This is a genomic window from Paraburkholderia sp. CNPSo 3272, from assembly GCF_024206495.1.
GTDB lineage: Bacteria > Pseudomonadota > Gammaproteobacteria > Burkholderiales > Burkholderiaceae > Paraburkholderia.
The window spans coordinates 140,451-161,854 of the sequence record NZ_JAMBPQ010000002.1 but is presented as its reverse complement, the minus strand read 5'-3'; the positions used below and the strand labels follow the sequence as shown (position 1 = coordinate 161,854).

At 64.4% G+C, this 21,404-nt stretch carries 22 protein-coding genes and 1 other RNA gene; 19 read left to right on the top strand and 4 right to left on the bottom strand.

Going from position 1 to position 21,404, the window contains the following annotated elements:
- The first annotated feature begins 89 nt into the window (after window positions 1–89).
- The 7 genes from M3I53_RS03110 to M3I53_RS03080 all read left to right on the top strand — a co-directional run bounded on the left by M3I53_RS03110 (window position 90) and on the right by M3I53_RS03080 (window position 7,812).
- Window positions 90–1,892, top strand: a complete 1,803-nt coding sequence (locus M3I53_RS03110; RefSeq protein WP_254314503.1) for a tetratricopeptide repeat protein — start codon at window positions 90–92, stop codon at window positions 1,890–1,892.
- A gap of 109 nt (window positions 1,893–2,001) precedes the next feature.
- The gene (locus M3I53_RS03105) at window positions 2,002–2,958 is read left to right on the top strand and encodes a LysR family transcriptional regulator (protein WP_069268435.1); all 957 of its coding nucleotides are present in this window, start codon (window positions 2,002–2,004) and stop codon (window positions 2,956–2,958) included.
- A gap of 198 nt (window positions 2,959–3,156) precedes the next feature.
- Window positions 3,157–4,443 (top strand): Glu/Leu/Phe/Val dehydrogenase, encoded by a 1,287-nt coding sequence (locus M3I53_RS03100; RefSeq protein WP_254314502.1) that lies wholly within the window; start codon window positions 3,157–3,159, stop codon window positions 4,441–4,443.
- Between the two features lie 246 nt (window positions 4,444–4,689).
- Window positions 4,690–5,583 carry a glutamate/aspartate ABC transporter substrate-binding protein gene (locus M3I53_RS03095; protein ID WP_254314501.1) on the top strand — a complete coding sequence of 298 codons (894 nt, stop codon included), beginning with the start codon at window positions 4,690–4,692 and terminating at the stop codon, window positions 5,581–5,583.
- Between the two features lie 89 nt (window positions 5,584–5,672).
- Window positions 5,673–6,413: an amino acid ABC transporter permease gene (locus M3I53_RS03090; RefSeq protein WP_254314500.1), complete on the top strand. Its 741-nt coding sequence runs from the start codon at window positions 5,673–5,675 to the stop codon at window positions 6,411–6,413.
- Window positions 6,413–7,090, top strand: a complete 678-nt coding sequence (gene gltK, locus M3I53_RS03085; RefSeq protein WP_254314499.1) for a glutamate/aspartate ABC transporter permease GltK — start codon at window positions 6,413–6,415, stop codon at window positions 7,088–7,090. Before M3I53_RS03090 ends, gltK begins: the two co-directional genes overlap by 1 nt.
- Window positions 7,087–7,812: an amino acid ABC transporter ATP-binding protein gene (locus M3I53_RS03080; RefSeq protein ID WP_254314498.1), complete on the top strand. Its 726-nt coding sequence runs from the start codon at window positions 7,087–7,089 to the stop codon at window positions 7,810–7,812. Before gltK ends, M3I53_RS03080 begins: the two co-directional genes overlap by 4 nt.
- A gap of 72 nt (window positions 7,813–7,884) precedes the next feature.
- On the opposite strand, the gene M3I53_RS03075 is transcribed toward M3I53_RS03080, so the two are convergent.
- Window positions 7,885–8,793 (bottom strand): class II glutamine amidotransferase, encoded by a 909-nt coding sequence (locus M3I53_RS03075; RefSeq protein WP_254314497.1) that lies wholly within the window; start codon window positions 8,791–8,793, stop codon window positions 7,885–7,887.
- Window positions 8,794–9,149: 356 nt separating this feature from the next.
- Between M3I53_RS03075 and pyrC the strand changes: the two genes are divergently transcribed.
- The 3 genes from pyrC to rnpB all read left to right on the top strand — a co-directional run bounded on the left by pyrC (window position 9,150) and on the right by rnpB (window position 11,633).
- Window positions 9,150–10,205, top strand: coding sequence for a dihydroorotase (gene pyrC, locus M3I53_RS03070; protein ID WP_254314496.1), 1,056 nt, complete (start codon window positions 9,150–9,152; stop codon window positions 10,203–10,205).
- The gene (locus M3I53_RS03065; RefSeq protein ID WP_375542454.1) at window positions 10,202–11,152 is read left to right on the top strand and encodes a DUF3025 domain-containing protein; all 951 of its coding nucleotides are present in this window, start codon (window positions 10,202–10,204) and stop codon (window positions 11,150–11,152) included. The genes pyrC and M3I53_RS03065 overlap by 4 nt, the downstream gene beginning before the upstream one ends.
- 70 nt (window positions 11,153–11,222) lie before the next feature.
- An RNA gene (gene rnpB / locus M3I53_RS03060) (RNase P RNA component class A) lies at window positions 11,223–11,633 on the top strand.
- A gap of 82 nt (window positions 11,634–11,715) precedes the next feature.
- Here the strand turns inward: rnpB and M3I53_RS03055 are convergent.
- Entirely contained in the window at window positions 11,716–12,138 is a 423-nt protein-coding gene (locus tag M3I53_RS03055; RefSeq protein ID WP_254314495.1) for an OsmC family protein, read from the bottom strand.
- Window positions 12,139–12,777: 639 nt separating this feature from the next.
- Between M3I53_RS03055 and rplM the strand changes: the two genes are divergently transcribed.
- The 3 genes from rplM to erpA all read left to right on the top strand — a co-directional run bounded on the left by rplM (window position 12,778) and on the right by erpA (window position 14,210).
- The gene (rplM, locus tag M3I53_RS03050; RefSeq protein WP_028201949.1) at window positions 12,778–13,206 is read left to right on the top strand and encodes a 50S ribosomal protein L13; all 429 of its coding nucleotides are present in this window, start codon (window positions 12,778–12,780) and stop codon (window positions 13,204–13,206) included.
- A gap of 11 nt (window positions 13,207–13,217) precedes the next feature.
- Complete coding sequence (gene rpsI / locus M3I53_RS03045; RefSeq protein WP_028209425.1) at window positions 13,218–13,610, top strand: 30S ribosomal protein S9; 393 nt, start codon at window positions 13,218–13,220, stop codon at window positions 13,608–13,610.
- Between the two features lie 234 nt (window positions 13,611–13,844).
- On the top strand, window positions 13,845–14,210 hold the full coding sequence (erpA, locus tag M3I53_RS03040; protein ID WP_042262553.1) for an iron-sulfur cluster insertion protein ErpA: 366 nt from the start codon (window positions 13,845–13,847) through the stop codon (window positions 14,208–14,210).
- A 59-nt stretch (window positions 14,211–14,269) separates the two neighbouring features.
- Here erpA and M3I53_RS03035 read toward each other — a convergent pair whose 3' ends face one another.
- A complete protein-coding gene (locus tag M3I53_RS03035) occupies window positions 14,270–15,424 on the bottom strand; it encodes an anhydro-N-acetylmuramic acid kinase (protein WP_309249477.1) in 1,155 nt (384 codons plus the stop codon).
- A gap of 301 nt (window positions 15,425–15,725) precedes the next feature.
- On the opposite strand from M3I53_RS03035, the gene M3I53_RS03030 reads away from it, so the two are divergent.
- The 6 genes from M3I53_RS03030 to M3I53_RS03005 all read left to right on the top strand — a co-directional run bounded on the left by M3I53_RS03030 (window position 15,726) and on the right by M3I53_RS03005 (window position 20,352).
- Complete coding sequence (locus M3I53_RS03030; RefSeq protein ID WP_254314494.1) at window positions 15,726–16,004, top strand: type II toxin-antitoxin system RelE/ParE family toxin; 279 nt, start codon at window positions 15,726–15,728, stop codon at window positions 16,002–16,004.
- Window positions 16,005–16,016: 12 nt separating this feature from the next.
- Window positions 16,017–16,328: a HigA family addiction module antitoxin gene (locus M3I53_RS03025; RefSeq protein WP_254314493.1), complete on the top strand. Its 312-nt coding sequence runs from the start codon at window positions 16,017–16,019 to the stop codon at window positions 16,326–16,328.
- A gap of 126 nt (window positions 16,329–16,454) precedes the next feature.
- Complete coding sequence (tyrS, locus tag M3I53_RS03020) at window positions 16,455–17,720, top strand: tyrosine--tRNA ligase (RefSeq protein WP_254314492.1); 1,266 nt, start codon at window positions 16,455–16,457, stop codon at window positions 17,718–17,720.
- Window positions 17,717–18,187 carry a D-aminoacyl-tRNA deacylase gene (dtd, locus tag M3I53_RS03015; protein WP_254314491.1) on the top strand — a complete coding sequence of 157 codons (471 nt, stop codon included), beginning with the start codon at window positions 17,717–17,719 and terminating at the stop codon, window positions 18,185–18,187. The genes tyrS and dtd overlap by 4 nt, the downstream gene beginning before the upstream one ends.
- A 17-nt stretch (window positions 18,188–18,204) precedes the next feature.
- The gene (locus M3I53_RS03010; RefSeq protein WP_254314490.1) at window positions 18,205–18,888 is read left to right on the top strand and encodes a histidine phosphatase family protein; all 684 of its coding nucleotides are present in this window, start codon (window positions 18,205–18,207) and stop codon (window positions 18,886–18,888) included.
- A 312-nt stretch (window positions 18,889–19,200) separates the two neighbouring features.
- Entirely contained in the window at window positions 19,201–20,352 is a 1,152-nt protein-coding gene (locus M3I53_RS03005) for a branched-chain amino acid ABC transporter substrate-binding protein (RefSeq protein WP_254314489.1), read from the top strand.
- An 89-nt stretch (window positions 20,353–20,441) separates the two neighbouring features.
- Here M3I53_RS03005 and M3I53_RS03000 read toward each other — a convergent pair whose 3' ends face one another.
- Entirely contained in the window at window positions 20,442–21,386 is a 945-nt protein-coding gene (locus tag M3I53_RS03000) for an oxygenase MpaB family protein (protein ID WP_254314488.1), read from the bottom strand.
- Between the last annotated feature and the right edge of the window lie 18 nt (window positions 21,387–21,404).

The window sequence follows — 21,404 nt, the reverse complement described above, 5'->3', positions numbered from 1 at the left end:
CATCGGCCTGTTAACGAGATGGCACGTTTTGAGACGGATATAGAGTGCGCTCACGTCAAAAGTTTGCGCTTAATCAAATACTTGCCGCCATGACTCTCGATGCTCCCATCCTCGCTACCGGCCAGGCCGCTGATCTGGTCGAAGCCGGCCTGGCTTGCCACCGCGCGGGCCGGATCGACGACGCCCACGCTTACTATCAGTCCGCGCTCGCGGCGCACCCCGAAGATCCCGGCGCACTGCACTATCTGGGCGTGATCGCGCTCGGCCGCGACCAACTGCGGGAAGCCGCCGCGCTGATGGATCGCGCGCTCGCGCAGAAGCCCGACAGCGCCGAATATCTGGCCAACCGTGGCGTGGTCGCGCACCGCCTTGGCGACCATGCAGGTGCCGCCGTCTTGCAGCGCAAGGCGCTGGCGCTCGCCCCCGGCTTCGCGAACGCGCACAACAATCTCGGCAATGCGCTGATGGAACTGAGCGATCTCGCGGGCGCGGCGCAGCATTATCGGCATGCGCGTTCGCTGGAGCCGCAATCCGCCCACTTCGCGTTCAACCTCGGGCGCGCGCTGGAAGCCACCGGCGAAAAAGACGCCGCACTCGCGCAGTTGCGCACCGCCGCCGCGCTCGATCCCCGCGATCCGAAGACGTTAATCCACATGGGCCGGCTGCTACGCTCAATGGAGAAGCACGCTGACGCGGCCGCCTGCTTCGAGGCCGTGATCGCGCGCGAGCCCGACAACGCGCTCGCGCTCTTCGAACTCGGCTATGCCTACGACGCGATGCACCGCTACGAAGCGGCAATCCCGCTTTACCGGCGTGCCGCGGAACTCAAGCCCGATGGGGCGGGCATCGTCAACAATCTGGCCTTCGCGCTGACCGCGCTGGCGCGCTACGACGAAGCGGAGATCGGCTATCGCCGCGCACTGGCGCTGAACCCCGACTTGCCGGAATCGCGCTTTCAACTCGGCATGCTGATGCTGCGGCGCGAAGACTACGCCGGCGGCTGGCCGCTCTTCGAGAACCGCAAGCTCACCTCGACCGCGAGAGCCAACTACCGCAAGCTGCCGTGCCCGGAGTGGCGGGGCGAGCCGCTGCGAGGCAAGCGTTTCCTGATCTGCCGCGAGCAGGGCATGGGCGATCAGATCCAGTTCCTGCGCTATGCGAGCCTGCTGGCGCAGATGGGCGCGCGGGTTCACGCGTGGGTCGCGCCGGAACTGGCATCGCTCGCGGCGACGGTGCCGGGCGTCGCACGCGTGCTCGACGCCGCGCCGAGCGACGGAGCCATCGCCTCGCAATACGACTACTGGTGCGACGTAATGAGCCTGCCGCTGAGGTTTCCCGGCCGGCCGATCTACGCCGACACGCCATACATGCGCGCCGATCCTGTGCGGGCCGCCGCCTCGCGCGCCCGCGTGAACGCACTGGCCGGCGCCGCGCAGCGCCGTATCGGGCTCGTCTGGGCGGGCAACCCGCGCCATCATTTCGACGCTTTCCGTTCCGTGCCGCTCAAGTCGCTTCTGCCGCTGGCCGCGCTCACCGGCAACGCCTGGTTCGCGCTCCAGAAAGGCCCGGCGGCCGCGCAACTTGAGGCGATCGCGGGCCGCTGGCCGATGGATGCGCCAGGCGACGATCTGCACGACTTCGCGGCCACGGCGGCGCTCATCGAGGCGCTCGATCTCGTCATCACGGTAGATACGTCGGTCGCGCACCTCGCCGGCGCGCTCGGCAAGCCCGTTTGGGTGCTGCTCGCCGCGCAGCCCGACTGGCGCTGGGGCAAGGATCGCGCCGATTCGGTCTGGTATCCGTCGGCGCGCGTGTTTCGCCAGTCCACGCTCGGCGACTGGCGCGGCGTGGTCGCCGAACTGGAAGCCGCGCTTTCCGGGGCTTCCCGCTAACGTCGTGAAAGTATCCGGCCGGCGCGCCGCGCGATATTCACCGTACCGGCGCCCAGCCGTGCGCCCGCAGGCCTAGAATGCGGACTTCTCATCCGCTCGCTGGCCCCGCATGGAACTCAAATGGCTCGAAGACTTCGTCTCGCTTGCCGAGACGCATAGTTTCAGTCGCTCGGCCGAGCTGCGCCACGTGACGCAGCCGGCTTTTTCGCGCCGCATTCAGGCGCTCGAAGCGTGGCTCGGCACCGAGCTGATCGATCGTTCGGTTTATCCGACGCGCCTCACGGCGGCGGGTCAGGTCTTCTACGAGCAGGCGCTCGCGATGCTTTCGCAGTTTCACGAGGCGCGCACCCTGTTGCGCGGCCACACGGCCACGCCCGCCGCGACGATCGAGTTCGCGGTGCCGCACACCCTTTCGCTCACGTACTTTCCGCGCTGGCTGCAGCGCATCGAGGCGAAGCTCGGCCGCATCCACACGCGGCTGCGCGCGCTGAACGTGCACGACGCCGTGCTCTCGCTCGTGGAGGGCGGCTGCGACCTCGTGATGGGCTATCACCACCCGAGCCACCCCGTGACGCTCGACCCCGCGCGTTACGACACGCTGACGCTCGGCATCGAGTCGATCAGCCCGTACTCGGCGCCGCAGCGCGCAGGCCGCGCGCGTTACACGCTGCCCGGCACACCCGATGCGCCCGCACCCTATCTTTCCTATACGCCGAACGCGTATCTCGGCCGCATGACCGAGGTGATCGTTGCCAACGCACCGGCGCGGCTCTATCTGGACCGCGTGTACGAAACGGACATGGCGGAAGGCCTCAAGGCGATGACCCTGGCCGGTCACGGCATCGCCTTCTTGCCGCACAGCGCGGTGGAAGACGCCGTGGCCCAGGGCGAGCTGATTCGCCTCGACCGCGGCACGCGCGGCGTGCCGGAGGGCCAGTTCACGCTCGACATGGAGATCCGCCTCTATCGCGACAAGCTCGCGACGCAGGGCGACGATGCGCGCCAGGCGCTCGTGCGCGAACTGTGGGAGGCGGTCAGCGAGGAACTTGCGCAGGGCAGGCGCTAACGAAGCGCAAGCTGCACTCACAACAGCGACGCAAACAGTCAGGCTATTTCAGTCTGTAAGGCCTGAGCACTAGCCGCGCGACATGTTTTTTCGACTTCGGGACGTTATGCACGAAAAGCATAACGGGATAATCAAACGGCATTGGATTTCAGTTGGGCGTTTTCTGACAATGGCACCACTTGTTCGATCGGAGCGTTCATGTCATCCCAACTGCAGTCGGTTCCTTCTTATCTCCATGCCGATGATCTCGGCCCCTGGGGCAACTATCTTCGTCAGGTCGACCGCGTGGCGCCGTATCTCGGCTCGCTCTCGCGCTGGCTCGAAACGCTCAAGCGTCCGAAGCGTATCCTGATCGTCGACTGCCCCATCGAACTCGATAACGGCACCGTTGCGCACTTCGAAGGCTATCGTGTCCAGCACAACGTGTCGCGTGGTCCCGGCAAGGGCGGCGTGCGTTATCACCAGGACGTTACGCTCTCCGAAGTAATGGCGCTGTCCGCGTGGATGTCGGTGAAGAACGCTGCGGTGAACGTGCCGTACGGCGGCGCGAAGGGCGGTATCCGCGTCGATCCGCGCACGCTGTCGCGGGGTGAACTCGAGCGCGTGACGCGTCGCTACACCAGCGAAATCGGCATCATTATCGGACCGAACACCGACATTCCTGCGCCGGACGTCAATACGAACGAGCAGATCATGGCGTGGATGATGGACACCTACTCGATGAACCAGGGCCAGACGGCCACCGGCGTCGTGACGGGCAAGCCCATCTCGCTCGGCGGCTCGCTCGGCCGCCGCGAAGCCACGGGCCGCGGCGTGTTCGTGGTTGGCTGCGAGGCCGCGCGCCGCACGGGTCTTTCGATCGACGGCGCACGTATTGCCGTCCAGGGCTTCGGCAACGTGGGCGGCATTGCCGCGCGCCTGTTCCAGGAAGCCGGCTCGAAGATCGTCGCCGTGCAAGACCATACCGGCTCGCTCTACAACTCGAGCGGCATGAACTCGGAAGCGCTGCTCGAGCACGTCGCAAAGACGGGCGGCGTGGCGGGCTTCGCGGGCGCCGAAGTCATGGCGAACGACGAATTCTGGACCGTCGAAACCGACATCCTCATTCCGGCCGCGCTGGAAAACCAGATCACCGAGAAGAACGCTGGCAAGATCCGCACGAAGATCATCGTGGAAGGCGCGAACGGCCCGACCACGACGGCAGCCGACGACATCCTGCACGACAAGGGCGTGCTCGTGATCCCCGACGTGGTGGCGAACGCAGGCGGCGTGACCGTTTCGTACTTCGAGTGGGTGCAGGACTTCTCGAGCTTCTTCTGGACCGAGCACGAAATTAACGAACGTCTCGAACGCGTGATGCGCGAAGCCTTTACGGCAGTGTGGCAAGTATCGAGCGAGCAGAAAGTTTCGATGCGTACCGCGGCGTTCATCGTGGCATGTAAGCGCATCCTGATGGCGCGCGAAATGCGCGGTCTGTATCCGTGATTGCGCGCGGCTGGCAGGCGTCACGACGCTGCAAGCCTTGCCACGCAAGGCGCGCCGCGAAGTGACGAAAGCATGACTGCGCCGTGACACGTTTTTGCGCTGCACATCAAGGCGCATAGAAGGCGGACGTCCTCCACAAGGGGGCGTCCGCCTTCGCACATTCAGCCGTTGCGCCAGGGTCACTCTTGATTCTTTCAAAAAAATTACTTTGATAAACTGGCGGCGGTTCTTGTACCGGAGAAAACAATGCAAATGAAAAAGACCGCCGCACTGCTCGCACTCCTTGGTTTCGTCGCCACCAGCGCTTATGCGCAGGACGCGGGCACGCTCAAGAAGATCAAGGACACGGGCGTCATCTCGCTGGGGCACCGCGAGTCGTCCATTCCTTTTTCGTACTACGACGACAAGCAGAATGTGATCGGCTACTCGCAAGACTACGCGATGAAAATCGTCGAGGCAGTCAAGCAGAAGCTGAACATGCCTAACCTGAAGGTCAAGATGGTGCCCATCACGTCGCAGAACCGCATTCCGCTCGTGCAAAACGGCACGGTGGACATCGAATGCGGCTCGACCACGAACAATGCCGAACGTCAGCAGCAGGCCGCCTTCTCGAACACGATCTTCGTGATCGGCACGCGCCTCATGACGAAGAAGGATTCGGGAGTCAAGGACTTCGCCGACCTCAAGGGCAAGACCGTCGTGACGACGGCAGGCACGACGTCCGAGCGCCTCTTGCGCAAGATGAACCAGGACAAGAGCATGGGCATGAACATCATCAGCGCGAAGGACCACGGCGAGTCGTTCATGACGCTCTCCACGGGTCGCGCAGTGGCGTTCATGATGGACGACGCGCTGCTCGCGGGCGAGCGCGCCAAGTCGAACAATCCGGGCGACTTCGTGATCGTCGGCCAGGCGCAGTCGCGTGAAGCTTACGGCTGCATGATGCGCAAGAACGACCCCGAGTTCAAGAAGGTCGCCGACGACGCCATCGCCAAGGTCCAGACCTCGGGCGAAGGCGAAACGGTGTACAAGAAGTGGTTCGAGTCGCCGATCCCGCCGAAGGGTCTCAACCTGAACTTCCCAATGAGCGACGACATGAAAGCGCTGTTCAAGAATCCGAACGACAAGGCGATCGATTAACACGGCCCCGGCCGTTCGACCCGCATTTAGCGTTTAGCACGGAACGGAAGAAGCGCCGCTTCTTCCGTTCTTTTTCTTGGAGTCTCTTGATGTCCTATCACTGGAACTGGGGCATTCTGCTCAGCCCGGTCTCGACGGGCGAACCCACCACGTACCTCGGCTGGATTCTCTCCGGCCTCTGGGTGACGGTCTCGGTGTCGCTGTGCGCGTGGGTGATCGCGCTCATCGTCGGCTCGTTCTTCGGCGTGCTGCGCACGGTGCCCAACAGGTTTCTCGCGGGCGTCGGCACAGTCTATGTGGCGATCTTCCGCAATATCCCGCTTATCGCGCAGTTCTTCATCTGGTACTTCGTGCTGCCGGAAATCGTGCCGCAAGCGCTTGGCAATGCGTTCAAGCAATCGCCGCCGGGCGTGCAGTTCTTTTCGGCGTCGGTCGTGTGTCTCGGGCTCTTTACCGCGGCGCGCGTGTGCGAACAGGTGCGCTCGGGCATCAACGCGTTGCCGCGCGGCCAGCGCGCAGCCGGCCTCGCCATGGGTTTCACGCAGTGGCAGACGTACCGCTACGTGCTGCTGCCCGTGGCGTATCGCATCATCGTGCCGCCGCTCACCTCCGAGTTCCTCAACATCTTCAAGAACTCGGCGGTCGCTTCGACGATCGGCCTGCTCGATTTGTCGGCCCAGGCGCGTCAGCTTGTCGACTACACGGCGCAGACCTATGAGTCGTTCATCGCCGTCACGCTCGCTTACGTGCTCATCAACCTCGTCGTCATGACGCTCATGCGCTGGGTCGAGGCGAAGTCGCGTCTGCCCGGCTACATCGGAGGCAAGTGATGCATCACTTCGACTGGAGCGGCATCCCGGGCGCGCTGCCCACGCTGTGGACGGGCGCGATCATCACCTTCAAGATCACGCTGTGCGCGATCGTGGTCGGCATTCTCTGGGGCACGCTGCTCGCGCTCATGCGGCTTTCCAGCGTGAAGCCGCTCGAATGGTTCGCCAAGGGCTATGTCACGATCTTCCGCTCGATCCCGCTCGTGATGGTCCTGCTGTGGTTCTTCCTGATCGTGCCGCAGGTGCTGCAAAACGTGCTGGGCCTGTCCCCCGACATCGACATTCGCCTCGCTTCCGCGATGATCGCGTTCTCGCTGTTCGAGGCCGCGTATTATTCGGAGATCATTCGAGCGGGCATTCAGGCGGTGCCGCGCGGGCAGGTGAACGCTGCGTTCGCACTCGGCATGCGCTATGGCCGGGCCATGCAATACGTGGTGCTGCCGCAGGCGTTCCGCGCGATGGTGCCGCTGTTGCTTACGCAGGCCATCGTGCTGTTTCAGGACACCTCGCTCGTGTACGTGATCAGCCTCGCCGACTTCTTCCGCACGTCCACCAATATCGGCGACCGTGACGGGACGATGGTCGAAATGGTACTGTTCGCGGGCGCGTGTTATTTCGTGATTTGCGTGATCGCGTCGAGCCTCGTGAAAGGTCTTCAGAAAAAGGTCGCAAGATGATTTCAATTAAGAACGTTTCGAAGTGGTACGGCCAGTTTCAGGTGCTGACCGACTGCACGACGGAAGTGAAGAAGGGCGAGGTGGTGGTGGTGTGCGGGCCCTCGGGCTCGGGCAAATCCACGCTCATCAAGACCGTCAACGGGCTCGAACCGTTCCAGCAGGGCGAGATTCTCGTGAACGGCGAGTCGGTGGGCGACAAGCGCACCAACCTCTCGAAGCTGCGCTCGAAGGTGGGCATGGTGTTTCAGCACTTCGAACTGTTCCCGCATTTGTCGATTACCGAGAATCTCACGCTCGCGCAGATCAAGGTGCTCGGCCGCGGCAAGGATGAGGCCACGCAAAAGGGCCTGAAACTGCTCGACCGCGTGGGCCTGCGCGCGCATGCCGACAAGTTCCCGGGGCAACTCTCGGGCGGCCAGCAGCAGCGCGTCGCGATTGCGCGCGCGCTGTCGATGGACCCCATCGCCATGCTGTTCGACGAGCCGACCTCGGCGCTCGACCCCGAGATGATCAACGAGGTGCTCGACGTGATGGTGGAGCTCGCCCAGGAAGGCATGACCATGATGTGCGTGACGCACGAAATGGGTTTTGCGAAGAAGGTCGCGCACCGCGTGATCTTCATGGACCAGGGCGCCATTGTGGAAGACGACCAGAAGGAAGCCTTCTTTGCGAGCCCGAAATCGGATCGCGCGAAGGACTTTCTGGCGAAGATCCTGCACTGAGGCTTCGTACGCTTCGAAAAAAAGCCGCGCTCGAATGATGCGCGGCTTTTTTCGTTTTGGCCGTCGCCCGGCTTACTCGCCCCAGGTCTGCAGTGCGTCCACGGCTTCCGGGTCGATCTCGGCCGTCTGCCCGGCGCACGGTGCGCTGGCCGACGCGTCGAGCGAAGGGTTGGCGAGCTTGTCGAGCACCTTCTGCGGCACCGGCACGCTCGCTTGGGCGATCACGTCGCCGTGCTGGAACATGAGCAGGTCGCCGGGGGCGAAGCGCGTCCAGACTTCGTTGTCGGTGAGCGGGGCGGTGGCGATCACCGCCACGCGGTCCTCGGGCGTCGTGTACTTGGCGAAGTCGATGGAGACATCGGCATCGACGAGATGGGCCGTCGAGAACGGCCAGCGTCGCACGAGATAGTAGAGGTGCGTCGAACAATGCGCGAACAGCGCCTGGCCGTTCGACATCAGGAAGTTGAAGACGCCGAACTGGGTGACCTCGCGCGTGAGCGACTCCAGCGCGGCGAACAGCTCGGCGAGCGGCGGCTGCGCACCAGGGAACGCCTTGCGCAGGCCTTGCAGCAGCAGGCAGAACGCGCGCTCGCTATCGGTTGTGCCAACCGGCTGGTAGACGCCCGACATCACCGGATTGAAGTCCTGAAGGTCGCCGTTGTGCGCGAAGATCCAGTGACGGCCCCACAGCTCGCGCTGGAACGGATGACTGTTCTCGAGCGCGCAATTGCCTTGCGTGGCCTTGCGGATGTGGGCGATGGTGTTGCGCGACTTGATGGGATAGTGCTTGACCATCTCGGCGATCGGCGAACGCGCCGAGGCCTCGTTGTCGATGAAGAGGCGGCAGGCCTTGTCCTCGAAGAACGCGATACCCCAGCCGTCGGCGTGGTGATCGGTGGCGCCGCCGCGCGCCGCGAATCCTGTGAAGGAGAACGTGACGTCCGTCGGCGCGGCGCAATTCATTCCGAGAAGTTGGCACATGGTGCTGATGGTGCGTAATGCGACTGCGACGGCGGGTGCAGTGGTAGGCGGGAGCCGCCGTCGACCCGTTACAATGATGATTTTCCAAGCATATCACCGGCCTGCGGGTCGCCAATACGAAATTTGTCGTATGCATTGCAGGCTTGCGTAGAAGGGCGCGCGCCGGGGTCGATGCAGCGCGGATTGTCGTGTGCACGCGACGGTGCGGGCAACGCGCAAGTTGGATCAGCATCGATCGCCGCCGCGCTTTTTCACGTGATATGCCCGGAATTTCCGGCAGCCTGAGCGCGTTCCAAGCGAACTCGCCGCCGTTCATTCATACCGCTGTTGGTTCACTACCGCGCCTGACTCTTGCCATGAACGCCTCTTCCCCCTCGACTCTCACGCTCGCCCGCCCCGACGACTGGCACCTGCACGTGCGCGACGGCGCGATGCTCGCGGCCGTGCTGCCGCATACGGCGCGTCAGTTCGGCCGCGCGATCATCATGCCGAACCTCAAGCCGCCCGTCACGACGACCGAGCAGGCCGCCGCCTACCGCGAGCGGATTCTCGCGGCGCTGCCGGCGGGCTCGACGTTCGAGCCGCTGATGACGCTCTATCTCACCGACAACACGCCGCCCGAGGAAATCCGCCGCGCGAAGGCGAGCGGCTTCGTGCATGGCGTGAAGCTGTATCCGGCGGGCGCGACGACGAATTCGGACGCCGGCGTGACCGACATCCGCAAGTGTGCGAAGACGCTCGAAGCGATGCAGGAAGTGGGCATGCCGCTGCTCGTGCACGGTGAAGTGACGAGCGCCGACATCGACCTGTTCGACCGCGAGAAGGTCTTCATCGACCGCGTGATGATTCCGACGCGCCGCGAATTTCCGGGTCTCAAGGTGGTGTTCGAGCACATCACGACGAAGGACGCCGTCGACTACATCCGCGCCGATCATGCCGCGCCCGGTCTGCTCGGCGCGACGATCACCGCGCATCATCTGCTCTATAACCGCAACGCGATCTTCCAGGGCGGCATTCGTCCGCACTACTACTGCCTGCCCGTGCTCAAGCGCGAGACGCATCGCGTGGCGCTCGTGGAGGCGGCGACCTCGGGCGATCATCGCTTCTTCCTCGGCACCGACAGCGCGCCGCACCCGAAGGGCCTGAAGGAGCACGCGTGCGGCTGCGCGGGCTGCTACACGGCGCTGCACGCGCTCGAGCTCTACGCCGAAGCGTTCGACAATGCGGGCGCGCTCGACAAGCTCGAGGGCTTCGCGAGCTTCTATGGCGCTGACTTCTACGGCCTGCCGCGCGCGACCGAAACGGTCACGCTGCGTCGCGAGAGCTGGACGCTGCCCGCCGAAGTCGAGGCCGGCGGCACGCCCGTCGTGCCGTTGCGCGGCGGCGAGACGATCGGCTGGAAACTCGCTTGAACGAGGCGGGGCAGGGCGTGGCTGCGGGCGCAACGGTAGGTCCGAACAGGGCAGTCGATGCGCACGCATCGATGCCCGGGCGCGCCCCGCGCCGGACCATGCCGCTGGGCAGTTTCACCGACATCGACTGGGCCCGCCCGTGGTTCGCGCAACACGAAGTGCGCGGCCGGCGTTGGCAGCGGGCCGCGCTGGCGGGATACGCGGCGTACCTCGATGAACTGAACGCCGATGCGCTGGCTTGCGCCCAAAGCACGGGCCGCGGCCAGCCGCTGCGCTTCATCGCCCAGGACGACTTGCCGGAGGGCTCGGCCTACGAGGCGCATATCGCGGCGACGGGCTGTGTACCGACGCGCCACAATCTCCACGACTTCTTCAACGCGCTCGGCTGGTTCGCGTTCCCGCGCATCAAGGCGACGCTGAACGCGCGCCAGGCCGCGGCAATCGACGTGCTGGGCGTGGGCCCCACGCGCGGCGGCGTGCGCGACGCGCTCACGCTGTTCGACGAGAACGCGGTGCTCTTTGCCTCATCGGACGCGATGCTGGTCGCGGCGTTGCGCGGCTTCGACTGGCGCACGCTGTTCGTGGCGCAGCGCGCAGGCTGGGAAGCGGCTTTCGGGGAGACGATCGGCGCGGCGCGCTGCGAAGTCCGCGTATTCGGCCATGCGCTGCTCGAAAAGATGATCTGGCCTTATGCGGCGTGCACGGCGCACGCATGGGTGGTCGAGGTGCCGCAAGCGTATTTCACATGGCCGCGCGCGCAACGCGACGCGTATCTGGACGCGACGGTGAGCGTCACGCTTGCCGCCGCCACCACGGCTGATGCGCTCAACGGGCGCAGCTTCGCGCCGCTGCCGGTGCTTGGCATTCCGGGCTGGTGGGAGCAAAACGGGGATCCGTCGTTCTACGACGACGCCACAGTCTTTCGCACTGGCCGCCGAACTCGCTAATAGCCAGGCAGGCGGCAATCGATCCGGCCCCCGGCGCGTCGCGCCCGCGCGTGCTAATATCGCGCCTCGCAAAGCAGGCCAGGCAGTCGCGGCTCCGAGGTTTCGGCCAAAGAGGCGAGGAAAGTCCGGACTCCACAGGGCAGGGTGATGGCTAACGGCCATCCGTGGCGACACGCGGAACAGGGCAACAGAGAACAGACCGCCGATGGCCCGATTTCGGTCGGGATCAGGTAAGGGTGAAACGGTGCGGTAAGAGCGCACCGCGTCTGCGGTGACGTAGACGGCACGGTAACCTCCACCCGGAGCAATTCCAAGTAGGCAGGCGCGCATCTTCGGGATGCAGGATGGGGCCCCCATTCCGTCTGCGGGTAGGAAGCTTGAGCGCGTCAGCAATGGCGCGCCTAGAGGAATGGCTGCCACGCGCGGCGCGTCTTCGGACGCGGCGTGTGCACAGAATCCGGCTTATCGGCCTGCTTTGCAGCCTCATTCATGCAAAAAGCCGGCGCGGTTCTTCGCAGAACCGCGCCGGCTTTTTCTTTTGCCGCCGATTATTGCCGCCGATATCAAGGCGCGACGATCTCGAACGTATGCGTGATCTCGGCAGTCTTGCCGATCATGATCGACGCCGAGCAGTACTTGTCGTGCGAGAGGTTGATCGCGCGCTCCACGGTGGCGGGGTTCAGGCTCTTGCCGGTCACGGTGAAGTGGAAGTGGATTTTCGTGAAGACCTTGGGATCTTCGCTCGCTCGCTCGGCCTTGAGCGTCACGCTGCAGCCGCTCACTTCCTGGCGGCTCTTCTTGAGGATCAGCACTACGTCGTAGGCCGTGCAACCGCCCGTGCCGAGCAGCACCATTTCCATCGGCCGCGGTGCGAGGTTGTGGCCGCCGCCTTCCGGTGCGCCGTCCATGTTGACGAGATGGCCGCTGCCCGTTTCAGCTGCGAACGCCATGCCGTCCTGACCCATCCAGCTAACTTTGCATTCCATGTGCGTATGCCCCTGCGCGATTTCTTGTGATTCCGAACGGCATTGTAGCCCGCGCCTTACTGGTATGTCCGGGGGACACGGCGGCGCGCGCCTTATGACACCCGCTTGAATGTTGCATCGCGACATCCTGTGGACAAGGCGGATTTCCGTGCCGGAATTAGGGGTTTCGCTCTAGCTGTCCTGGATGCTTTTCGCCGGCAGGATTTTTAACCCACTGATTTTTAAGAAATTCTCTTCCAGTACGTCGTTTCGATTTGATTTCACATTGTGGTGTTAGATTTCGCAATGCAAATGTCCTTGCGCCGCACAAGGCTCATCCGTATAATTCGTCTCATTGGTTGTCGTGCTTCACGACACCCTCAGCATGTCTCCTCCACCCTCCTCAAAAGAGTGGATTAAGCCCGAACAAACGCGTTCGGGCTTTTTTTCGTCTGCCGCCCTCGGCTTGTACCGTCAGTAACGCGCCGAAAGCAATTTTTTGACTCGCGACTGAATTTCCCTTTATAATCGTAGGTTCTCCGCATCCATGTCCGCGCGGAGACGGGGAAACTCGAACCAGGGAGAGCCTGCGCCGACGTCAACGAGCGTCACCATATAAGCAGGACCAAAACAGGGCACAGCATTTTTTTTGGATCGATCATGAAGACTTTTTCCGCCAAGGCACATGAAGTGCAGCGCGAATGGTACGTGATTGACGCGACGGATAAGGTTCTCGGCCGTGTCGCCAGCGAAGTGGCACGCCGTCTTCGCGGCAAGCACAAGCCTGAGTTCACCCCGCACGTCGACACTGGTGATTTCATCATCATCATCAACGCCGGCAAGCTGAAGGTCACGGGCAACAAGACCACCGACAAGAAGTACTACCGTCACTCGGGTTACCCGGGCGGTATCTACGAAACGACGTTCGGCAAGATGCAGGAACGCTTCCCGGGCCGCGCGCTCGAGAAGGCCGTGAAGGGCATGCTGCCGAAGGGCCCGCTCGGTTACGCGATGATCAAGAAGCTGAAGGTCTACGCAGAAGCAACGCACCCGCACTCGGCGCAACAGCCGAAGGCGCTCGAGATCTAAGGGGAGCCCATATGATCGGTAACTGGAATTACGGTACGGGCCGCCGCAAGAGCGCCGTCGCTCGTGTCTTCATCAAGTCGGGCAAGGGCGAGATCGTCGTCAACGGCAAGCCCATCGCCGACTACTTCTCGCGCGAAACGTCGCTCATGATCGTGCGTCAACCGCTGGAACTCACGAACCACGGCACGACGTTCGACATCAAGGTGAACGTGACGGGCGGCGGCGAAACCGGCCAGGCCGGCGCAGTTCGCCACGGCATCACGCGCGCGCTGATGGACTACGACGCAACGCTCAAGCCGGCACTGTCGCAAGCTGGCTTCGTCACCCGTGACGCACGTGAAGTGGAACGTAAGAAGGTCGGTTTCCACAAGGCACGTCGCCGCAAGCAGTTCTCGAAGCGTTAATCTCACATTGGCGCTTGGCGTCTGCGCCCCTCGCGGGGCGCAGCGCAGCTGCAAAAGCCGTCCGCGCTTCGTGCGCCGGGCGGCTTTTTCGTTTGTTTTTCGTTTTCGTCGGCGCGCCGAACGTGTGGCGCGCAAGCTGCGACAAGCTGGAGAAACCCCTTGATTTCGTGGGCTTAAGCACGATATCGGGAAGAGCCCTACAATAGCGGCTAGAAGCTTTTTTGGAGAGTTCGAATGAGCGCTGTCACTGAAACTACCGCGACCGAAATGCCCGGTCCCTTCGTTTTCACCGAAGCAGCGGCTGACAAGGTCAAGCAACTGATCGACGAGGAAGGCAACCCGGAGCTGAAGCTGCGCGTATTCGTGCAGGGCGGCGGCTGCTCGGGCTTCCAGTACGGATTCACGTTTGACGAAACGGTCAACGAAGACGACACCGTGATGAACCGCAACGGCGTCCAGCTTCTGATCGACTCGATGAGCTATCAGTACCTCGTCGGCGCCGAGATCGACTACAAGGACGATCTGAACGGCGCGCAATTCGTCATCAAGAACCCGAACGCGACCACCACGTGCGGTTGCGGCTCGTCGTTCTCGGTCTGATCGATTTGCTGTAATAAGAAACGGGGCTTCGGCCCCGTTTCTTATTGGTGCGCGCCTGCTCAGCGCGGATAGATCGCACCCAGCACGCGCTCGCCGGCAGCCCCGGTCACGGCCGCGAGATTGCCAGGTTCGCGTGCCACGCAGCGCATGGCGAGCCACGCGAAAGCAAGCGGCTCCGCCTGATGCGGCGGGACGCCGAGCGCTTCGGTGGTCGTGACCGGTACGCCCGCCACACCGCCTGTTTCGAGCGCCTTTCGCAGCGCAGCCATCAATGCCGCATTGCGCGCGCCGCCGCCGCAGACATACACGGCACGGCAATCGCTCGCGTGACGCTCGATCTCGCGGGCCACGCTCACGGCGGTCAGTGCGACCAGCGTGGCCTGCACGTCGGCGGGCGTGAGAGACTCGAAACCCTTGAGCTTGTCGTCGAGCCATTGAGCATTGAAAAGATCGCGGCCTGTACTCTTGGGCGGCGGCTGCTCGAAGAACGGCTCGTCCAGCAGGGCGTTCAGAAGCGGCTGATGCAGATTGCCGCTCGCGGCAAACTTGCCGTTCTCGTCGTAGGGCTTGCCCAGGTGCCGTTCGGCCCACAGGTCGAGCAGGGCGTTGGCCGGGCCGCAGTCGAATCCACGCACGGCGCCCGTCGACGAGAGCACCGTGATGTTGCTGATGCCGCCGAGGTTGCAGACCACGCGCGTTTCTTCCTGTGAGCCGAACAGCGTCGCGTGGAACGCGGGCACGAGCGGCGCACCCTGGCCGCCCGAGGCGACGTCGCGGCTGCGGAAATCGGCGATCACGTCGATATGCGTGAGTTCGGCTAGCAGCGCCGGGTTCTGGATCTGCACGGTATAGCCCTTCTCCGGACGATGCCGCACGGTCTGGCCGTGCGCGCCGATCGCGCGCACCTCGGCGGGGGGCACCTTGCTCCCGCGCAGCAACTCGTGGCAGCACACCGCATAGCGGGCAGCCAGCGCGTTGCCGGCGAGCGCTTCGCGCTCGATCTCGTTCTCGCCTGGCTGCTGTAACGAAAAAAGCGCCTCGCGCAGCCCCTGCGCGAAGCCGACGAACGCCTCGGCGAGCACCACTGGCCGCTGGCCCGCCTCGAAGCGCACGGCAATGCCGTCCACGCCATCCATGCTCGTGCCCGACATCAGGCCGAAATACACGCCGTCGGCGGCGTGTGCGCTGTCGTTTGGTGCGTCGCGTGGCGCCACGTTGTGCTCCTTTATCAATGCAATTCAGTGCCCTGCGAGGGGATTATCGGTGCAATGCCTCTCGAGCGTAAGCCGAACGGCTGACTGTTGGCCGCCCGCGCGCTGTGGGACGCTCGTCGTCACCGCTCGAAGGCGGGCGGCGCTGGAGCCTTGCGCGATGTCAACCCGTTGAGTCTCTGTGTTGACTGCGCAACGCGCCATCCGTATAGTGAGCCTATACGCTATACGGAGGGCGCGCACCGACCCCAAGCCGGAACCCGGCTCCAGACCCATCCATTGGATCTGCTTAGTCTGGAGAGTCATGATCAAGTCGTGGAACCACAAAGGCCTGAAGGCGTTCTTCTTCACCGGCAGCAAGGCAGGCATCCGGCCCGATCACATACCGCGCCTGCGGCGTCAGTTGGCGCGGCTAGACGAGGCCGAGTCCCCGCGGGACATGAACGTGCCGGGCTGGCGCTGCCATGCGCTGGAAGGCCGTCTCGACGGCCATCACGCGATCGTCGTCAACGGCAACTGGCGCCTGACATTCGCATTCGAGGGCCGCCATGCGGTCCTCGTCGACTATCACGACTACCACTGAGGCACGAGCAAGATGAACGCCACGATACGCATGCATAACCCGCCGCACCCCGGCGCAACGCTGCGCGACGACATTCTCCCCGAGCTGGGGCTCACCGTGACCGAGGCTGCGGCACAACTCGGCGTCACTCGCGCGGCCCTCTCGCGCGTGCTCAACGGTCGCGCTGGCATCTCCCCCGAAATGGCGCTGCGCCTCGAGGCATGGCTCGGCGAAGAAAACGGCGGCCGCGCCGATCTGTGGCTCGCCATGCAGGTTGCCTACGACCTTTGGCAGGCGCGCGCGAAAGGCGTGCCGCGCGTGGAGCGCGCCCCCGCCCGTTCCTGAGCGCGGGGTTCGCGGCACGCGCCGCGAGCAAACGCCGCGCGCGCGACCCGTAAATCTCGGCCCGGCGAGTCGAATCACGTAAAATTGCGGCCTAGACCCAGACTTAACGACAGAACCGATCGAAGCATGAGCAACGAGTCCACCTCCAGCACCGGTTCCAGCACCGGCGCAAAAGACGCCTTTCCGGTCACCGACGAAGTCCGTCACGCGCTTGCCGTCACGAAGCGCGGCGTGGACGAACTGCTGATCGAAGAAGAATTCGAGCAGAAGCTCGCCCGCAGCGCGGCCACCGGCAAGGCGCTGCGCATCAAGCTCGGCCTCGACCCGACCGCGCCGGATATCCACATCGGCCATACGGTCGTGCTCAACAAGATGCGCCAGCTGCAGGATCTCGGCCACAACGTGATCTTCCTGATCGGCGACTTCACTTCGCTCATCGGCGACCCGTCGGGCCGCAACGCCACGCGCCCGCCGCTCACGCGCGAGCAGATCGAATCGAACGCGAAGACGTATTTCGAGCAGGCCGCGCTCGTGCTCGACCGCGAAAAGACCGAAATTCGCTACAACAGCGAATGGTCGATGCCTCTCGGCGCCGACGGCATGATCAAGCTCGCGTCGCGCTACACGGTGGCGCGCATTCTCGAGCGCGAGGACTTCACCAAGCGCTTCCAGAGCGGCGTGCCCATTTCGATCCACGAATTCCTGTATCCGCTCATGCAGGGCTACGACTCGGTCGCGCTCAATGCGGACCTCGAGCTCGGCGGCACGGACCAGAAGTTCAACCTGCTCGTTGGCCGCGAACTGCAGAAGCAGTACGGCCAGGAGCAGCAGTGCATTCTCACGATGCCGCTGCTTGAGGGCCTCGACGGCGTCGAGAAGATGTCGAAGTCGAAGAACAACTACATCGGCATCAGCGAGAAGCCCAACGACATGTTCGGCAAGCTCATGAGCATTTCCGACGTGCTGATGTGGCGTTACTTCACGCTGCTCTCGTTCCGTCCGATGGACGAAATCGAAGGGTTCAAGCGCGAAATCGAAGCGGGCCGCAACCCGCGCGACTTCAAGGTGCTGCTCGCGCAGGAAATCGTCGCGCGTTTTCACTCGCAGGCCGACGCCGAGCGCGCGCTCGAAGACTTCAACCATCGCGCCAAGGGCGGCGTGCCGGACGACATTCCATCGATCACGCTCGCGGGCGCGCCGCTCGCCATCGGCCAGTTGCTCAAGCAGGCGGGGCTCGTGCCGTCCACGAGCGAAGCGCTGCGCAATATCGAGCAGGGCGGCGTGAAGATCGACGGCGCCACCGTCTCCGACAAGGGCCTCAAGGTCGAAGCGGGCGAGTTCGTCGTGCAGGTGGGCAAGCGCCGCTTTGCGCGCGTGACGCTCACCGCATGATCGCGCTAATCCAGCGCGTGCGCCGCGCCGAGGTACGCGTGGCGCACAACGGCGGCGAGCGCGTGACCGGCGCGATCGGCCAGGGCCTGCTCGCGCTGGTTTGCGCGGAACGCGGCGACACCGAGGCCAATGCCGACAAGCTGCTCGCGAAGCTGCTCGGCTACCGCGTGTTCAGCGACGCGGCGGGCAAGATGAACCTGAGCGTGCAGAACATCGACGGCAACGGCGCCCCCGGCGGCCTGCTGCTCGTCTCGCAGTTCACGCTGGCTGCCGACACGAACAGCGGTCTGCGCCCGAGTTTCACGCCGGCGGCGCCGCCTGAAGAGGGTCGGCGCCTGTTCGATTATTTCGTTGCCGCCGCGCGCGAGAAGCATACGACCGTCGAGACCGGCGAATTCGGTGCCGACATGCAGGTGTCGCTCGTGAACGACGGCCCCGTCACGTTCTGGCTGCAAGTGCGCAACTGAACCATGCGCTTCTGACTATGAACACGCAGATTCTCTTTATCCGCCACGGCGAAACGGACTGGAACCGCATCAAGCGCATCCAGGGGCATATCGACATTCCGCTCGCGGAAAGCGGCCTGGCGCAGGCGCAGCAACTCGCCGCGCGGCTCGCGGAAGAAGTGCAGTCGGGCGCCCGGCTCGACGCCATCTGGTCGAGCGATTTGTTGCGCGCGCAACAGACTGCGCAGCCCATTGCCGAAGCCCTGGGTCTGCCCATGCAGCTCACCGAAGGCCTGCGCGAGCGTAACTATGGCGCCTTTCAGGGCCACGACAGCGACGAAATCGCCGAGCGTTTTCCGGACGAGTACGCGCACTGGCAAACGCGCGACCCTGGCTTCGCGCCGCCCGAAGGCGAGTCGCAGCGCGAGTTCTACCACCGTGTGCTGCACGCGCTCGAGCCGATCCTGGCCATGCACCCGGGCGGCCGCATTGCGTGTGTCGCGCACGGCGGCGTGCTCGACTGCGTGTACCGCTTCGCAAGCGGGCTCGCGCTCGACGCACCGCGCGCGTGGCCGCTCCTGAACACGAGCGTGAACATCGTCGATTTCGAACGCGGCGAATACGTGACGCAGGCGCGCGTCGTCGCATGGGGTGACGTGGCGCATCTGGGCGGCGTCAGCGCCGACGACGGCTTCAAACGCACGCCCGAGGCCGGGCGCTAACTTTTTTCAGACAGCGCGGTGCTCCGCCGCGCTGTCCTGTTCTTCCTGTCTTACCCCTCCCAGCGCCCCGCTCCCGTGCTTCGCCTACGCCGCGGCCCCACCGATTTCCTTTCCGCTCGCTTGCGGGATCTTTCCAAAGCCCAACCACGAAGTTAAGCGTCCTGCTAATATTTGTCCGACCTTTGGGCGCTCCGGCCACTGGGCTCCATGCCCGGCCCGGCGTTGAAGAGGGACGCACGCGCATGACAAGCGCGAGGCCGAGTGTCCAAGGTACGAACGGGTATTCCAAGAAATCACGCAGGAGAAAGTTCAATGACGTTCAAGCTTCACAAGTTGCTGCCGGTGAGCGCAGCGGTCATGGCGCTCGCAGCGCTGTCGGCGAGCAATACCGCGTCGGCCGACCAGGTCGTCAAGATCGGCCACGTCGGGCCGCTCACGGGCGGTTCGGCCCACCTCGGCAAGGACAACGAGAACGGCGCGCGCCTCGCCATCGAGGAAATCAACGCCAAGGGCTTGACGATCGACGGCCAGAAGATCACGCTCGCGCTCGACGCCCAGGACGACGCCGCCGACCCGCGCCAGGCCACCCAGGTCGCGCAGAAGCTCGTAGACGACAAGGTCGTGGCCGTGATCGGCCATCTGAACTCGGGCGCGTCGATCCCGGCATCGAAGATCTACAGCGACGCCGGGATCGTGCAGATCTCGCCGTCGTCGACCAATCCTTCGTACACGCAGCAGGGCTTCAAGACCACGTACCGCGTGGTCGCGACCGACGCCCAGCAAGGTCCCGCGCTCGCCGATTACGCGGCGAAGAGCCTGAACGTGAAGACCGTGGCCGTGGTCGACGACTCGACCGCCTATGGCCAGGGCCTCGCAAACGAGTTCGAGAAGACGGCGAAGTCGCTCGGCATGAAGGTGCTCTCGCACGACGCGACCAACGACAAGGCCGTCGATTTCCGCGCGATCCTCACGAAGATCAAGGGTGAGAACCCCGACGCCATCATGTACGGCGGTATGGACGCCACGGGCGGCCCGTTCGCGAAGCAGGCCCGCCAGCTCGGTCTGCGCGCGAAAGTGCTGTCGGGCGACGGCGTGTGCACGGAAAGCCTCGCGGACCTCGCGGGCGCGGCGACGGACAATATCGTCTGCTCGCAGGCCGGCATGGCGATCGAGCGTATGAACGGCGGCGCGGCATTCGCGGCGAAGTACCAAAAGCGCTTCGGTCACCCGATCGAATTCGATGCGCCGTTCACGTATGACGCGGTGTACATCGTCGTCGACGCGATGAAGCGCGCGAACTCCACCGATCACGCGAAGGTCCTCGCGCAGATCCCGGGCACGGACTACAAGGGCGTGATTGGCGAGACGACCTTCGATTCGAAGGGCGACCTCAAGCACGGCGTGATCTCGCTCTACAACTACAAGGCGGGCAAGAAGACGCTGCTCGACGTGGTGAAGATGTAAGCACGCGGGCGCGCGCCGTCGCATCGGCGCGCCGCACATGCAACGGCCAGTCTGCGCGAGCGGCTTGGCCGTTTTTTATTGCGCAGCGCCTACTTCGCGGGTGTTGCCGCCGCCCGCCGCCGCGCGCGTTTCGAGACGCCGTTGACGAGCGCCCAGCGCAATACCGGCGCCACCGCGAGCATGCCGGGCCGCACCATGGCGCGGCGCGCGAACGCGAAGGTCTCGAAGCCGAGCATCTGCTGCGCGAACGGCGGCAACAGGTCGATGCCCGCGTTCCTGATCAGCGCGCCTGCGGGGCGCATCCCCGGGCGCGGCGCGGGCGCTTCCATGAGCACGCGCACCACTTCGAACGTGCGGTCGCTCGCGACGAGTTCGGGCTGCATCGACTGCAGATACGCGGCGATTTCGGCGCGCGAGTGCGGCACGCTCGTCGCGCCGAGCAGTTCGGCGATGCGCGCGACTTCGGCGTAGTACTGATCCTGCATCTCACCGGGCAGCGCGGGATTTACGAAGCGCAAATAGGCGCCAAGAAAGCTCGAGACTTCGGCCACGTGCACCCAGGTCAGCAACGCAGGATCGGTCGCGCGATAGGGACGGCCATCGGGCGCAGTGCCCGTCACGGCGAGGTGGATACGCTTGACGCGTTCTATCAGCGCCAGCGCGTCGGCGTGGCTGCCGTAAGTCGTGCCGGCGATGAAGGTCGCGGTGCGTCGCAGCCGCCCGAGGATGTCGATGCGAAAAGTCGAATGGTCCCACACACCGGCGAGCGCGAGCGGATGCAGTGCCTGCAGCAACAGCGCGCTGACGCCGCCCGCCATCATCGCGGCAAAATCGGCATGGACCTTCCAGCAAACGGCGTCAGGGCCGAAGAGGCCCGGGTCGCCGGGCGGATTCGAGTAATCGAGTTTCTGGCCGCTGCCCGTGGTGAGATGTGTGATGTTTTCGGCGAGCGTCATGCGCAGGCGGCGCACGAGCTGACCGGCAAGGCCGGTCGGTTCGGGAGCGTTGGGCGGGAGGCCGGCGTGATCGGACATCGTGCTCTCGCTCGCGCT

Bases quoted from the DNA above. Each gene is read 5' to 3' on its own strand.
- M3I53_RS03110 (WP_254314503.1), top strand. From the start codon at position 90: ATGACTCTCGATGCTCCCATCCTCGCTACCGGCCAGGCCGCTGATCTG.
- M3I53_RS03105 (WP_069268435.1), top strand. From the start codon at position 2,002: ATGGAACTCAAATGGCTCGAAGACTTCGTCTCGCTTGCCGAGACGCAT.
- M3I53_RS03100 (WP_254314502.1), top strand. From the start codon at position 3,157: ATGTCATCCCAACTGCAGTCGGTTCCTTCTTATCTCCATGCCGATGAT.
- M3I53_RS03095 (WP_254314501.1), top strand. From the start codon at position 4,690: ATGCAAATGAAAAAGACCGCCGCACTGCTCGCACTCCTTGGTTTCGTC.
- M3I53_RS03090 (WP_254314500.1), top strand. From the start codon at position 5,673: ATGTCCTATCACTGGAACTGGGGCATTCTGCTCAGCCCGGTCTCGACG.
- gltK (WP_254314499.1), top strand. From the start codon at position 6,413: ATGCATCACTTCGACTGGAGCGGCATCCCGGGCGCGCTGCCCACGCTG.
- M3I53_RS03080 (WP_254314498.1), top strand. From the start codon at position 7,087: ATGATTTCAATTAAGAACGTTTCGAAGTGGTACGGCCAGTTTCAGGTG.
- M3I53_RS03075 (WP_254314497.1), bottom strand. From the start codon at position 8,793: ATGTGCCAACTTCTCGGAATGAATTGCGCCGCGCCGACGGACGTCACG.
- pyrC (WP_254314496.1), top strand. From the start codon at position 9,150: ATGAACGCCTCTTCCCCCTCGACTCTCACGCTCGCCCGCCCCGACGAC.
- M3I53_RS03055 (WP_254314495.1), bottom strand. From the start codon at position 12,138: ATGGAATGCAAAGTTAGCTGGATGGGTCAGGACGGCATGGCGTTCGCA.
- rplM (WP_028201949.1), top strand. From the start codon at position 12,778: ATGAAGACTTTTTCCGCCAAGGCACATGAAGTGCAGCGCGAATGGTAC.
- rpsI (WP_028209425.1), top strand. From the start codon at position 13,218: ATGATCGGTAACTGGAATTACGGTACGGGCCGCCGCAAGAGCGCCGTC.
- erpA (WP_042262553.1), top strand. From the start codon at position 13,845: ATGAGCGCTGTCACTGAAACTACCGCGACCGAAATGCCCGGTCCCTTC.
- M3I53_RS03030 (WP_254314494.1), top strand. From the start codon at position 15,726: ATGATCAAGTCGTGGAACCACAAAGGCCTGAAGGCGTTCTTCTTCACC.
- M3I53_RS03025 (WP_254314493.1), top strand. From the start codon at position 16,017: ATGAACGCCACGATACGCATGCATAACCCGCCGCACCCCGGCGCAACG.
- tyrS (WP_254314492.1), top strand. From the start codon at position 16,455: ATGAGCAACGAGTCCACCTCCAGCACCGGTTCCAGCACCGGCGCAAAA.
- dtd (WP_254314491.1), top strand. From the start codon at position 17,717: ATGATCGCGCTAATCCAGCGCGTGCGCCGCGCCGAGGTACGCGTGGCG.
- M3I53_RS03010 (WP_254314490.1), top strand. From the start codon at position 18,205: ATGAACACGCAGATTCTCTTTATCCGCCACGGCGAAACGGACTGGAAC.
- M3I53_RS03005 (WP_254314489.1), top strand. From the start codon at position 19,201: ATGACGTTCAAGCTTCACAAGTTGCTGCCGGTGAGCGCAGCGGTCATG.
- M3I53_RS03000 (WP_254314488.1), bottom strand. From the start codon at position 21,386: ATGTCCGATCACGCCGGCCTCCCGCCCAACGCTCCCGAACCGACCGGC.